The organism is Thalassotalea litorea (assembly GCF_005843925.1).
Lineage (GTDB): Bacteria > Pseudomonadota > Gammaproteobacteria > Enterobacterales > Alteromonadaceae > Thalassotalea_A > Thalassotalea_A litorea_A.
In genome coordinates, this window is the sequence record NZ_VCBC01000010.1 from 115269 (window position 1) to 129829 (window position 14561).

The following is a 14561-nucleotide window of genomic DNA, read 5'->3' on the forward strand; positions in this document are numbered from 1 at the left end:
AATAAGAGAGCGAGTAATGACACTGAATAGGTTTTGCCAATTTTTAACTGTCACTACCGCTCTTTTTGTTTGTGCCAGGGTTGTCGCCACGGACCAGTTGGTTATACCGAATTTACCAGAACCTGTCGCCAATAATGCCGTCGCCAAAGTCAGTAACCCGGAAGGAGAATACTTACTGAGTTTTATGGGGCTTGGCGCGGGTAAAACCTATAAAGATGTTCACAATAAAGCTTGGGCGTTAAAGCTCGGTGATTCCCAATGGCGTCAAATTACTTCCGTTCCTGCGGGTTTACCTTTGCCGGGTCGCCTGGCGAGTGTCGCGGTTGGTGTTAATGAATACGCTTATTTATTTGGTGGCTATACGGTCGCGGAAGATCATCAGGAAATTTCCAGCCCGGATGTCTTTCGTTACGATATTCGCAATGATAGATACAAACGCCTGGCATCTATGCCCGTTCCCGTAGATGATAGTGTCGCTTTAGTATACAAACAGCGGTACATCTATTTAGTGAGCGGTTGGCATAACGCCGGCAACGTCAATTTGGTTCAGGTCTACGACATCCTTACCGATAGCTGGCAACAGGCATCTCCATTTATTGGTCAACCCGTATTTGGTCACGCCGGTGCCATTATTGGCGAACACATGGTTATTTGTGATGGCGTGAAAGTGGTTCCTAAACTGAATGCGCGAAGAGTATATGCGCCAATGCCGCAATGCTTAATCGGTAAAATCGATAGCACAAATCCGCTGCAAGTGGACTGGCGCTTGATTGCACATCCGACTGGGGTCGCCCGTTATCGGATGGCGGCGCAGGCGGCGAATAACAAGTTTGTTTTTATTGGTGGCTCCGACAATCCCTATAATTTCAATGGTATTGGTTATAATGGCAAGCCGTCTAAGGCAAGCAGCGCTATCTGGCTGTACTCTGTCGAGCAAAATCGCTGGGAAACGATTCACCATGAAGATGAATCTTCCAACAAGGCGACCATGGATCACCGCGGCTTGATCAACCTTGGCGAACACTTGCTCACGATTGGTGGTATGGATAGCAAACAAAACGTTCTCGATAAAGTCATGGTGCGAAATTCACCGAGTCACTAAATCAATTTCACATTCCGTCGTTCCTCTATTTTCTTTGTGGGCTGTTTTTGTTAGAGTTTTTAACAAAGTACAGTCTCAATCCCGTTTCAGACAGATCCCCCAGGATTTATTAATCTTTCGAGGTTAGCAGACCCTGGCTACGTTAAGGATAATTTCCAGGATGCAAACTCAGAACTCTCGCTTTATCACTGTGGTGATTGCTACATTGATGATGGTCATTACCAGCCCAGTCACACAAGCCGAGTTGGTTGAACAGACAGTTGAATCTCAAAAAGAATTTCGCGTACAAGGCCAAACGTATCAGGCCATTTCAGGCAAGTTTTACTTTGAGTTTGATCCCAAGCATAGCGCAAACCAGGCGATTGCTGATATTGACTTGGCACCGACAAATGCCAAAGGTCGAGTTGAGGCCACAGCAAACTTTTTTATTATTCAAGCCAAAGATCCGAAACAGCGTCGCGGCGCTTTGGTTGAAGTCAGTAATCGAGGTTCGAAAGCGGCACTGAGATATTTTAATTTTGCTCAGTCCAGTAAGAAACCAGACAGCGGTAAGTGGCTGGGAGATAACTACATTCAAACTCTGGGTTTATCTTTAGTCTGGGTAGGCTGGCAAGGGGATGTCTCTCCTGGTGCGAATGTGATGCGGGCCGATTTACCGGTTTTGCAAGGTGTTGAGGGCTTTGCTCGCAGTGATTGGACGTTAGATACACCTCATTCCAAGCTTTCTGTTGCCCACCGCCCTGGTATCGAAGCAATCTACCCCATCGATTTAGATAAAAAAGATCAGGCGTGGTTAACCCGAAGAGAAGGTCGGGACAACTTAAAAGTGGTGGTGAGCAAAGAGCGATGGCAATTAACTTCCGATGGCAAAATTATCATTGGTGATTTTCAACCGGGCATTTATGAGCTGGTTTATCCAACCAAAAATCCACAGGTTTCAGGTTTGGGGCTTGGCATTATCCGTGATACTGGTGAATATCTGAAAAGCGAAAATAGCCCTTATCATGTATCAAAAACTCTGGCTTTTGGGGTTTCACAAACGGGGCGATTCCTGCGTCAATTTTTATATCAGGGATTTAATGAAACCGAGTTAGGGCATCTAGCGTTTGATGGCATGCTTGTTCATACCGCTGGTGCAGGTAGGGGAAGCTTCAATCATCGCTTTGCGCAGCCGTCTCGAGATGGCCATCGAATGTCGGCATTTTTCTACCCTACCGATATATTTCCGTTTGCAAGTACGCAGCTTCGTTCGCAAATAACCCGTAAAAAAGACGGGTTGTTAAAGCGCTATCATGAGGCTTACTATCCAAAGATTTTTTATACGAATTCCGGTTATGAATACTGGGGACGCGCCGCTGGGCTTATTCATAGTAATGGTATTTATGATGTAAAACCTCTTGAAAATGAGCGTATTTTTCATCTTGCCTCCACCCAGCATTTTGTTCAGGCGGCCGATGACTTAAAATCTGTGGGTGAAGATAGTCAATTGTATCGGGGCAATCCAATCAATTTTTTCCCGCAACTGAGGGCCTTACTTGGACACCTGTCCAATTGGGTCTTAGATGATAATCTGCCACCGGCGAGCCAGTACCCAAGCTATGCTGGACAATCTTTAACAAATTTTTCCCATTATCAATTGCCTGAATGGCTAACCATCAATAAACCTTATAAACCACATACGGCTTATGAAGTTGACTATGGCAAGCAGTTTGACCAGGGCATTATTGAAAATAATCCGCCGCTTATCCGAGCAGAGATTGTGCCTCCGGTACCTAAGGTAGACAGCAATGGTAATGAACTAGGTGGTATTCGCCACCCATTAATTACCGCACCCATTGCAACGTTTTTACCTTGGTCACTTCGTACTGGAAAATTTGCCGGTAATGAAATGATTGATTTTCGCGGGAGTGTTTATAAGTGGCCAAAAGAACGGGTATTAAAACGCTATCCCAACAAAGAGCATTACCTGCGCCATATCGAAGAAATGACCGATGTATCGGTCAAACAGGGGTTTGTATTACCGCGCGACAAATCACAAATTAGAGCTCAGGCGAGTCACTTCTGGGATTGGAGTATGGCGGCAGAAAAGTAACCAGAATATGACAGAATGCGCCGCTATAATGAGTAAGCATATAAATAATCTACGAAAAAACTCATAATTTCGGAGTTTGTGGATGAAATTATCAAATCTTCAACTAGACTTTTTCTGAGTCTGTTTCTCTTTCAAGGATGATGGAACATTAATTCTGACATCATTCTTGACTGTGAGATTTGCCATCATCGTACTATTGAAAGGTAAACGGATCCTGGAATCTAAATCGATTTTTGAGGATCGAACATATGCCTAATAAATGGTTAACTAAATTTGCAGCAACCGCTGCACTCTCACTCTCGTCCTTTGTTGCACTTGCCGCGGATAAACCCAATATCCTGGTCGTATGGGGTGATGATGTGGGGATATGGAACATCAGTGCGTACTCTAATGGAATGATGGGGTATCAAACACCTAATATAGATAAAATTGCCAATGATGGTATGCGGTTCACCGACTACTACGGTGAGCAATCCTGTACTGCCGGTCGTTCGTCTTTTATTACCGGAATGAGTGTGTTTCGTACCGGCCTTTCCAAAGTCGGATTACCTGGTGCAGATCTGGGCATGACAGAAAAAGATGTCACGATTGCTGCGGTATTGAAAGAACAGGGCTATATGACGGGTCAGTTCGGGAAAAACCACCTCGGTGATAAAGACGAACATTTACCTACCAATCATGGGTTTGATGAGTTCTTTGGCAATTTGTATCACTTAAATGCCGAAGAAGAGCCGGAAAATCGTGATTATCCTAAAGACCCGGAATTTCGTAAGAAGTTCGGCCCTCGTGGTGTCATTAAATCCAGCGCAGATGGCAAAATCGAAGATACTGGCCCTCTGACCAAAAAGCGGATGGAAACCGTCGATGAAGAAACAGCAGCGGCAGCGATCAAGTTTATGGAAAAGGCAGTAAAAGCTGATAAGCCATTCTTTGTTTGGTGGAGCGGTACCCGGATGCACTTTCGAACGCACGTGAAAGACGAGCTAATGAATGATCCGAAAAATGCCAAATACAATGAATACCAGATTGGTATGATGGAGCACGACAGTCATATCGGACTCTTCCTGGATAAACTCGAAGAACTCGATATCGAAGACAATACCGTCGTCTTTTATTCAACCGATAATGGCCCGCATATGAACACCTGGCCTGATGCTGCGATGACGCCATTCCGTGGTGAGAAAAACACCAACTGGGAAGGTGGCTGGAGAGTACCTGCCATGGTTCGCTGGCCTGGTAAAATTAAACCAGGTAGCATCAGCAATGAAATCGTGCATCATATGGACTGGTTACCAACCTTTGCGGCAATGGCTGGTGAAGAAGACATTAAAGAAGAGTTATTAGATGGCTATAAAGCCATTGGTCGTAACTATAAAAACCATTTAGATGGTTATAACATCATGGACCTTCTGACAGGTAAGAGCGAGGAGTCACCGCGTAAAGAGATTTTCTACTTTACCGATGATGGCGATTTGTCTGCACTTCGTTATGATGAATGGAAGATCATCTTTATGGAACAACGAGTTGAAGAAACACTGGAGATTTGGGCGAACCCGTTTACACCACTCCGTGTACCATTGATTTTCAACTTGCGTCGTGACCCATTTGAACGTGCTCAAAAAACCTCTAATACCTATTATGACTGGATGCTCGACCGTGCGTATCTATTGGTTCCCGCACAAGCCTATGTGGGTAAATTTTTAGAAACGTTTAAAGAGTACCCACCAAGTCAAAAAGCCGCCAGCTTTAGTCTGGATCAGGTGATGGAGAAATTGCAAGAAGGTGGTGGTAGTAAATAACGCGATTACCCCATCAAACAAAAAAGTGAACTTCGGTTCACTTTTTTGTTTATTCCCCAGTAATAGCGATTCCGTGAAAATCGAATAGGTCAATTTATGAAACCAAAGCATACTTTTTTACATTGTCTGGTGCTGTTAAGCACTATGTATACAGCAACGATTTTGGCACAAACCGAATTAGCATCCTGGTCTGATAGCCAAGCAAAAAATCGGCTAATGGAATATGTCAGCACTGTGACGACAAAGGGTTCAAGTTTTGTGGACACGGAGCAGCGGGTTGCAGTTTTTGATAACGATGGCACGTTGTGGGCAGAGCAACCTATCTATTTTCAGCTGGTGTTTGCAATGGATAGATTAAAGGCCATGCAATCACAACACCCTGAGTGGAAAACAGAAGAACCATTTAAGTCCGCTCTGGCAGGAGACGTGAAATCGGCACTATCCAGTCATGAAAATTTGGCTAAATTAATATTTGCCTCCCATGCAGGTATGAGTCAGGTTGAGTTTAAGCAAGCAGTTAAAGAATGGATCACAACCGCGAAACATCCAACAACCGGCCGTAAATATACCGAAATGGTGTATCAACCCATGTTGGAAGTGCTCGATTACTTGCGGGCCAATGGTTTTAAGACCTATATTGTCAGCGGTGGAGGAATCGATTTTATGCGGGTTTGGGCCGAAGAGGTTTATGGCATTCCACCGGAACAGGTGATTGGCTCAAGCGTTGAGAAAACGTTTACGTTTAATCAAGATGGTAGCGCACAAATTACGCGTCAGTCAGAGCTTAATTTTAATAATGATAAAGAAGGTAAACCGGTCGCTATCGATGCTCACATTGGTCGTCGACCATTAATCGCTTTTGGCAATTCCGATGGCGATCTGGCGATGATGCAATACACGATGGCAGGTTCTGGTAAACGCCTTGCCGTGTATATTCACCATACTGATAAAGAGCGTGAATGGGCCTACGACAGAGACTCACATATCGGGTCGCTTGATAAAGGGCTCGATTATGCCACCGAGCATAAGGATGATGGTTGGATAATCGTGGATATGAAAAAAGATTGGAAAGTCGTTTTTTCTGAATGAGAAATGGTAGCAGGGGGGCATGAAGAGCAGGTGTCGAAAGGTGAAAAAAGAGCAGGTGTCAAAGGTGCCTAAAGGTGTCGAAAGGTGTCAACGAAGGGCCTGCCGAGACCTTAACTTCGCGATTGTCACCTTATCAAGAACTCCAGTTCGCGATTGTCACCCTATCAAGAACTTCAGTTCGCGATTGACACCTTATCAAGAACTCCAGTTCGCGATTGTCACCCTATCAAGAACTCCAGTTCGCGATTGTCACCCTATCAAGAACTTCAGTTCGCGATTGACACCCTATCAAGAACTTCAGTTCGCGATTGTCACCTTATCAAGAACTCCAGTTCGCGATTGTCACCTTAACAAGAACTTCAGTTCGCGATTGTCACCTTATCAAGAACTTCAGTTCGCGATTGTCACCTTAACAAGAACTTCAGTTCGCGATTGTCACCTTATCAAGAACTTCAGTTCGCGATTGACACCTTAACAAGAACTTCAGTTCGCGATTGTCACCTTATCAAGAGATTATGGCGCTGCTACGCTTGCGCCATAATCTCTTGATAGACCCGGTTAGCCTGTTCATGTTCACCTAAAGTTTGTAATACTTTGGCGTAGGCTTGCAGGTCGTCTGGAAGCTGTCTGACTTTCAATAAAGACACAAACGCCTTACGGGCCTTTTCCCAGTCTCTACTGGCAACACACGCGTAAGCAAAAGCACTAAGCCATACGGGATCGTCAGGCTCTTTTTGCAGGTGTTTTTGAATGGCCGCCATCACTTTCGGACTATGTGGCATGGAGATTTCTTTTAAACCATCAATAAATTTTTGGCTTGGTTGTTTTTTAAATAGTGGTAATACCAAGTCTTCTAATTTATCCGTTAATCCGTGTTCGCCAAGTACTTGCGCATAGGCGAGCATAACACTTTCTCGATTGCGCTCTTTACGACTTAGGTTATTGAAGTATTGCTCTACATCATGAACACTTTGTCCGGCAATAAGCTCCTGAAAATAGCCAGCAAAAGCCTGAGTTTCCCAAAGCGCTATCTGACCATCATCAATATTCTTATCTTTGCGGGCATCGCGCAGATATTCAATGGCCTGAAGATAACGCTTTTCATGCAGACAGACTTCAATGTCCAGGCTTAACATGCGGCCGCTATGTCCGACGCGATCTTTGTTCTTATCAATCAATTGCCTGGCCTGACTAAATTCTGCATCATCAAGATTCAGCTTACCGGCGACCAGCAGAGCTTCATAATTCAGTTGCTCCTCGCCTTCGGTATTTTCGGCTATATGTCGCAGGTATTGCTTGGCCGACTCAGTCATATTTTGCTTATTGGCGGCGCTAGCGGCAAACAACCAGGCGGTATTGGTCATGGTACATTTGGGGGCGCTTTTAACCAGTAACTTTTCCGCTTTGGGAAAATCTTCGACAAGATATGCTGCCAGACCTTGCTCATATACGCGCATGGCTTTTTCTTCGCCGCCATGGGCAATAAAATGCCATGCCTTGCCCGATGTTCTGAAAACCGAGCGGATGATTAAATACAGGCTGTAAACTAATAGCATTGCCAGAATGAGTAATGTCACAAAACCAAATACTGTCGCCTCATAAATCCAGTCACCCATAGTGATCAGAATATAGCCTTTTTGATCAATTAAAAGATAGCTGAATGCGGTTACGGCAAGGACAAGCAATAAGGTGATAAAAAAACGAATCATTGCTCACCTACCTTGTTGTCAGGCAAGCTTGCAGTCTTCGATTCTGCTTCCTTTTGCGCTTTGGTATCTGAGCTATTATCCGTGTTATCGCTGATCGCTCGGGTAGACGCGGAAAAGTTTTGATCCAGCAATTCCCGTAAGGCTTGCTGGGATTTTAGATTTTGTGGGTAATCAATGGCGAACTTTTCCTCTTTCAAAGCGGATACTTCTTTGCTAAAGGCTTTATTTGCCTCATTGTTATCGGCGAAATAGGTATCTAACCATTGCGCAACATCGTCGAGACTTTTTTGATAAAGCTCGGCTTCTTGTTGGGTTACCGCCCATTGGCTGATCTGCAGTTTTAACTGTAGGTTTTGCAACAGGTGCTGCTGGTATTGTGGCGCCATCAAGGGCTCATCTTTATCGTATTTATTACGCACGGTAATAAAGTCTGCGACAAACCGTTGCCAACTAATCCTCAGGTTTTGCTCCCAATCAGAAATATCGCCGCTAAGTTGTTTTTCTTCAGGGGCAACGTCTACTTTTTTATCCGCACCTTTAATAACCAGTGAATCGGTGCTGTCATTTAAGGCCAGTAACGCCAGCAAGATATCCTGAGATTTATCCTCGGGCAGTTGATTCAACATTTGCTTGTCTTCACGAATCAATTTACGGATTGGCATAAATCGGGACTGCTTCATCGATGCGAGTCGGGCATCCGCGTCATTGAGCAAGGATAAAGCGGTATTCACATCTTTTTCGAGCCAAATCACCCGCGTCGCCATGCGCAACAGGTATTCCGCTTCATACACACGCCAGTTACTGGGTTGTTGTGCGGTAATACGTGAAATTTTACCTTCGAGTTGATCCACTTGCGCGAGTAAAGTCTTTTGTTGTTCTGCATTTTTGTCAGTTAGCTGGTCAGCCAGATTGCGATTACTTTGTTGACTGGATTGTTTCAAGGCATCGAGTTGTTCTTTAACCTGGCGGGATAATTGTTGATTATTACTTTCCTGCTCGCTCTGTCTTTTTTGATCGAGCTGTTCCGTTAATGCCTGAAGTTGCTGTTGCTGATAATAATATAAACCACCAACACCGCCGGCTGCGGCTAACGCGATGAGCAGTGCCAGAACTCCGGTTTTTGATACACCACTACTTTTTTCGACTGAAGCCGATGGGCTTCGAGGCGATGGATTGTTCGCTGCACCTGATGGTTTTGTTGCACCAGATGTGCTGGATTTGGATTGCGGCGCTGATTTGGTCGGTGCTTTTGCAGACGTTGCCGCATTTGGCTCCGATTTTGACTTTCCTGTGCTCTCAGGCGGTTTTGCCTGGGCTTTGGCTTTGGCGGCAATTTTTGCGGCTTCGGCGGCGGTGACTTTAGCGGAACTGCTTGGCGTTTTTTGCGGCGAATCTTTGGCGTCAGATTGCCCTTCATTACTCTTGGCTGTAGAAGGCGGGTTGTTGTCTTTTTTGATACTGTCTTGAGCTTTCTTGTCTTTATCGGTCATATCTTACATCCAAGGATGAATCAGGCTTGCTATCACATGGCCGCTATGGCCTGAAAAATTAATCGGTTACTAGCACCGCTGGCATTGATCACACGGTCTAGTTTGTATTGTTTGGCTTTTTCGGCAATGCGCTCGCTGGCAACGACCCAATAAATTCCCTGTATAAAGGACCTATCCGCATTGGCGAGCAACTCAACGGCTTTATCCAGTAAAGCCTCGCTGGTAACTACCATACAATTAATTTTAAGTTTTCGCCATTTTTCAATAAGTTGACTAGCATCCATTGACGGCCAATGGCGCAGGTATACTTCATTATAGGCAACATTTGCCCGTCTTTGGCGAAGTGTTTGTGCTAAATGCTCACGGCCACCGTTACCGCGGATGATTAATATCTTTTGATCGCTTACCTGTTGCAAAGACGGTAGCGCCAATAACCCTTCACTATCGAATGTTTGTCCGGTATGGATCTTTATTGCCGATGGCGTCAAAGCGAGCGATGATAGTGCTTTCGCGGTGGCAGGCCCTACCGCGTAGTATGAGCTTTGCACCGGCCATGCATCTATGGGACATTGTTGTAACGCAAACTGCGCAGCCGCTTCACTAACAAAAATAATATGTTGCGGTCGCTCGGCAAGGGCTGCCGCTAAGGAAAGTGATTGGCTATTGCTTTGGTAATCGAAAAAGGGCTGGATTTCGATATGGCGAGCGAGAGGCTTTAACTCTCGCGCCAATGATTGAGATTTACTCAGAGGTCGGGTCAGAAGAATGTTCAGTTCAGTCTTTGCCATATAACTCTTCAAGAATCGCTTTTGCGCCACTTTCCAATAACTCATCGGCTAATACTTGCCCGAGTTTTTGGGCTTCGGTGATGTCACCTGAAATTTCTGCTTCGATGATTTCTGAACCATCTGGGCGGCCTACTAAGCCTTTGAGTGTCAGTTGCGAATCGTTGATAGTAGCATAGCCGCCAATCGGCACCTGGCAGCCACCTTGTAATTGAGTGTTCATTGCTCGCTCGGCAAGGACTCGAATTCGAGTTTGTTGATGCTCTAACGGCGCCAGCAAGGCTTTAATTCTTTGATCATCGAGGCGACATTCAATGCCGACGGCACCCTGACCATTGGCTGGTAACATAACCTCTGGCTCAATATACTGACGAATGCGATCGGGCATTTCCAGACGAATCAAGCCGGCGGCGGCAAGAATGATGGCATCGTAATCGCCATTATCGAGTTTTGCTAATCGAGTATTCACGTTGCCACGCAGATCTTTAATGATTAAATCCGGGCGCATGGCGTTTAACTGACATTGACGGCGCAGGCTTGAAGTACCAACGACAGCGCCTTGTGGCAGAGCATCGATATTATCAAAATGGTTCGATACAAAGGCATCTCTTGGGTCTTCGCGCTCACAAATCACTTGCAGACCCAGGCCTTCAGGAAAGTCCACAGGTACATCCTTCATGGAATGTACGGCAATATCTGCTCGCCCTTCAAGCATGGCAATTTCCAGCTCTTTGACAAACAGACCCTTACCACCGACTTTCGCCAGTGGTGAATCTAAAATGATATCCCCTTTCGTGACCATCGGCAGCAATTCGACGGTTAACTCAGGGTGGAAATGTTCGAGCCGTGCTTTCACATATTCGGCCTGCCACATTGCCAATGCGCTTTTACGGGTCGCAATCGTTAACACGTTATTTGACGCGTTCGGAGAAGTTAGTTCAGACATAGAATATTCCCACTTATTCGCCAGCTAAGGTAATTTCAGTGTCTGCCTGAATGCTGACCGCCTGAGATAAAAACGACCAAAACTCATCGCCTGATCGCTTGTCATGCCATTGCTCGTTCGAAAATTCAAAATGATGACCATTGAACTTGGTGGCAACCCAAATTTCGTGTAAAGGTGCTTGTTTATTGATGATGATCTTTGAACCATTAACAAACGCCAGAGTGAGCAAACCGCCGACACTTTCGTAATCAATATCCACCGGACACTCTTCTATGGCATCTTCGATGGCCAGTAACATATCGTCGGCCATTAAATTGTATTGGCTGTCATTCATCTTCGACTTCTACCCTTAATTGTTGCTTAAATTCTCGTCAATAACCGGTATTCACGTATTTAAATGGTTGCATGGACTTGTATTTAGCGCCCCGCATGCGATTATAAAGCGACAATCTCATTAAAGCGATATTAATCCTCTATATTATCACCATTATGTTTAAGAAAATGCTGAATAAAAAAACGACTTTTGTTATCTTTACCGGCCTTATTTTGCTAATTTCAGGCTGTGGTCAAAAAGGTGCTTTGTATCAGACTCCTGCGGATCAGAAAAGCAATAGCGAAAAACAACCAAAGCAAACCCAGGACCAATCTCAACAATAGCGATTGAAAGCGTTTTATTCGGGAACTAAACATGGATTTTTTTCAACGTCAGCAACAACATCTTTTTGCCGAACAATGCCAGGTAGCCGATTTGGCAAGGCAATATGGCACCCCTTTGTACGTGTACTCAAAAGCCACTATTGAACGTCATTATCGCGCTTTTGCCGATGCCAATAAAACCGCGGGTCTGGAACATTTAATTTGCTATGCGGTGAAAGCCAGCTCGAATCTCGGCATTTTGAATCTGTTAGCGCGATTAGGTAGTGGCTTTGACATTGTTTCAGGTGGCGAATTGGCCCGGGTTTTAAAGGCCGGAGGCGATGCCAGCAAAGTCGTGTTTTCGGGGGTAGGTAAAACCAGTGAAGAAATCCGTTATGCCTTGCAGGCGGGCATTCATTGTTTTAATGTCGAATCGGAAGCGGAAATTGCCAGAATTCACGCCGTTGCTGAAGCGATGCAAACCAAAGCACCGATATCGCTGCGGGTGAATCCAGATGTCGATGCGGGCACCCACCCCTATATTTCCACCGGATTAAAAGACAACAAGTTTGGTGTGCCAATTAGCGAGGCGCTGCGAATTTATCAATTGGCCGCGCAATTACCGTATCTTGATATCCAGGGGGTTGATTGTCATATCGGTTCTCAATTAACCGAAATTCAGCCATTTTTAGATGCCCTAGACCGAGTGTTAATGCTGGTCGATCACTTGGCAGAGCATGGAATTGTCCTGTCTCATATTGATGTTGGTGGTGGTTTAGGTGTTGATTATCAAGGCGAACAACCGCCAAATCCAACGGAATACGTCGCGGCACTGGCAACCAAACTACAAGGGCGCGATATTAAAGTGGTGTATGAACCTGGCCGTGCAATTATGGCCAATGCCGGTATTTTGGTTACCGAAGTTGAGTTTTTAAAAACCAATGAAGATAAGCACTTTGCAATTGTGGATGCGGCGATGAATGATTTAATTCGTCCCGCGTTATATCAGGCGTGGCAGGAAATCATTGAAGTTGAGCGAAACCCGCATACAAGCGCACAGGTTTATGATGTGGTTGGGCCGGTTTGCGAGACTGGAGACTTTCTCGGTAAGGATCGCTCTTTGGCGATTGTTGCCGGCGATCTTCTCGCGGTACGCAGTGCCGGTGCATATGGTTTTACCATGAGTTCAAACTATAACTCCCGTCCTCGTGCCGCCGAGGTTATGGTTGACGGTGCACAGAGTTATGTGATCCGTGAACGGGAAACCTTTGACGATTTAATCAAAGGCGAGCATTGCCTGCCTTAACGGGCCTACTATGAAGGAATTGGCGAGTTGAAACACAATAAGCAAACTATGGTGAATTTTTCCAAAATGCATGGCCTGGGCAATGACTTTATGGTCTTAGATAATGTTACCCAGAATGTATTTCTTTCCAACGACCAAATACGCCAATTTGCGGATCGTAACTTTGGTATCGGGTTTGATCAGTTGTTAATTGTTGAACCTCCCTATGATCCAGATTTAGATTTTCATTATCGGATATTTAATGCCGATGGCAGCGAAGTGAATCAATGTGGTAACGGCGCACGTTGTTTTGCGCGTTTCGTTCGCATGAAAGGATTGACCAATAAAAACAAAATAAAAGTATCAACGGCCTCTGGTAAAATGACGTTGCACGTTGAGCGCGACGGTCTGGTCACAGTGTCGATGCCGATTCCGAATTTAGAACCGGCGAAAATTCCATTTACCGCACAAAAGCAGGAAGGCACCTATATTCTTCGTACCGATGAACAAACGGTCTTTTGTGGTGCGGTGTCCATGGGCAATCCCCATTGCGTTTTGGAAGTGGATTCGGTTGCGGATGCACCGGTCAATACCCTCGGAAAAGAGCTGTCATTGCATGAACGTTTTCCTGAGCATGCCAACGTTGGCTTTATGGAAATTCAATCACCAAAATACATAAAGTTAAGAGTTTATGAACGCGGTGCAGCTGAAACTTTAGCCTGTGGAAGCGGCGCGTGTGCAGCAGTAGTGGTGGGTATTATTCAGGATAAACTGGCGAATAATGTCACCGTTGAATTGCCCGGCGGCAAGCTTAAAATTTATTGGAAAGGACCAGGTCATCCGGTAAAAATGACTGGCCCGGCTAAACATGTTTTTGATGGAACCTTGTCGATATGAGCCTGACCCCGACAGAATTTGATATCTCTCAACTTGACGATGAATTAGTCTTGGAATTTCTGCAATCTGATCAGGATTTTTTCGCTCGACACCCTCAGTTACTAACGTCGCTGCAATTGCAGGATAATCGTCGCGGCACGATTTCACTGGTAGAACGTCAGCAGCAGTTATTGCGTCAAAAGGTACAATTGCTGGAAGAAGAAATTACCCAGTTATTAACTGTCGCCAATCAAAATGATCGCTTGCTCACCATCTTTAACGATTTATATCTGAACTTAATCGGCGCCGATACTTTTGCTGGATTTTGCGACTACCTGCAGGAAACCACAAAGCGTTTGCTTGAATTGAGCGATGTGCGTCTGGTGTTATACAAGTCTCAAATCAGCAAGCATTGCAGCTCCCAAAACCGGACGAATACCGCAAACACAGAGTTGAGCCATCAAATTTTAATCGATGATATTCAACCGCTTCAATATTCAGACCAATTTGGTGATGATAATTATTACTTTGGTCGACTGACCGCAGCGCAACAGTCGTTGTTATTCCCCGATGAGGCCTCTGGCTCCAGTTGTCTGGTTCGGTTGCAGCATCAAGATCAGGATATTGGCTTTATTGCTTTCTACGCCAAAGATGTCGAACATTTTTACCCCGGTATCGATACCTTACTGTTGGAACAATTTCGGCACTTAGTTGCTAAACTTGTTATGACCAAATTTAACTCCAGTGACTAA

The 14561-nt window shown here is 45.1% G+C and carries 13 protein-coding genes; 8 read left to right on the forward strand and 5 right to left on the reverse strand.

Features of this window, described 5'->3' with window-relative positions; all coding sequences use genetic code 11:
- Nucleotides 1-16: 16 nt before the first annotated feature.
- From FE810_RS11185 to FE810_RS11200, 4 genes are all read left to right on the forward strand, one after another.
- Nucleotides 17-1102 (forward strand): Kelch repeat-containing protein, encoded by a 1086-nt coding sequence (locus FE810_RS11185; protein WP_138320142.1) that lies wholly within the window; start codon nt 17-19, stop codon nt 1100-1102.
- A 160-nt stretch (nt 1103-1262) separates the two neighbouring features.
- Entirely contained in the window at nt 1263-3194 is a 1932-nt protein-coding gene (locus tag FE810_RS11190; protein WP_138320143.1) for an alpha/beta hydrolase domain-containing protein, read from the forward strand.
- A 248-nt stretch (nt 3195-3442) separates the two neighbouring features.
- Entirely contained in the window at nt 3443-4993 is a 1551-nt protein-coding gene (locus FE810_RS11195) for an arylsulfatase (RefSeq protein WP_138320144.1), read from the forward strand.
- 96 nt (nt 4994-5089) lie between these two features.
- Nucleotides 5090-6082: an HAD family hydrolase gene (locus tag FE810_RS11200; RefSeq protein ID WP_138320145.1), complete on the forward strand. Its 993-nt coding sequence runs from the start codon at nt 5090-5092 to the stop codon at nt 6080-6082.
- A 524-nt stretch (nt 6083-6606) separates the two neighbouring features.
- Here the strand turns inward: FE810_RS11200 and FE810_RS11205 are convergent.
- The 5 genes from FE810_RS11205 to cyaY are packed head-to-tail and all read right to left on the reverse strand — an operon-like array spanning nt 6607 to nt 11346.
- On the reverse strand, nt 6607-7791 hold the full coding sequence (locus FE810_RS11205) for a heme biosynthesis HemY N-terminal domain-containing protein (RefSeq protein ID WP_138320146.1): 1185 nt from the start codon (nt 7789-7791) through the stop codon (nt 6607-6609).
- Nucleotides 7788-9281 carry a uroporphyrinogen-III C-methyltransferase gene (locus tag FE810_RS11210; RefSeq protein WP_138320147.1) on the reverse strand — a complete coding sequence of 498 codons (1494 nt, stop codon included), beginning with the start codon at nt 9279-9281 and terminating at the stop codon, nt 7788-7790. The genes FE810_RS11205 and FE810_RS11210 overlap by 4 nt, the downstream gene beginning before the upstream one ends.
- A gap of 32 nt (nt 9282-9313) precedes the next feature.
- A complete protein-coding gene (locus FE810_RS11215) occupies nt 9314-10069 on the reverse strand; it encodes a uroporphyrinogen-III synthase (RefSeq protein WP_171022340.1) in 756 nt (251 codons plus the stop codon).
- A complete protein-coding gene (gene hemC / locus FE810_RS11220) occupies nt 10056-11012 on the reverse strand; it encodes a hydroxymethylbilane synthase (protein WP_138320149.1) in 957 nt (318 codons plus the stop codon). The genes FE810_RS11215 and hemC overlap by 14 nt, the downstream gene beginning before the upstream one ends.
- A gap of 13 nt (nt 11013-11025) precedes the next feature.
- Nucleotides 11026-11346, reverse strand: a complete 321-nt coding sequence (gene cyaY / locus FE810_RS11225; RefSeq protein WP_138320150.1) for an iron donor protein CyaY — start codon at nt 11344-11346, stop codon at nt 11026-11028.
- Between the two features lie 167 nt (nt 11347-11513).
- On the opposite strand from cyaY, the gene lptM reads away from it, so the two are divergent.
- Genes lptM through FE810_RS11245 form a run of 4 tightly spaced genes read left to right on the forward strand, consistent with a single transcriptional unit; the run spans nt 11514 to nt 14561 of the window.
- Nucleotides 11514-11669 (forward strand): LPS translocon maturation chaperone LptM, encoded by a 156-nt coding sequence (lptM, locus tag FE810_RS11230; protein WP_138320151.1) that lies wholly within the window; start codon nt 11514-11516, stop codon nt 11667-11669.
- A gap of 31 nt (nt 11670-11700) precedes the next feature.
- The gene (gene lysA / locus FE810_RS11235) at nt 11701-12954 is read left to right on the forward strand and encodes a diaminopimelate decarboxylase (protein WP_138320152.1); all 1254 of its coding nucleotides are present in this window, start codon (nt 11701-11703) and stop codon (nt 12952-12954) included.
- Between the two features lie 48 nt (nt 12955-13002).
- A complete protein-coding gene (gene dapF / locus FE810_RS11240) occupies nt 13003-13830 on the forward strand; it encodes a diaminopimelate epimerase (protein WP_138320214.1) in 828 nt (275 codons plus the stop codon).
- Nucleotides 13827-14561: a DUF484 family protein gene (locus FE810_RS11245; RefSeq protein WP_138320153.1), complete on the forward strand. Its 735-nt coding sequence runs from the start codon at nt 13827-13829 to the stop codon at nt 14559-14561. The genes dapF and FE810_RS11245 overlap by 4 nt, the downstream gene beginning before the upstream one ends.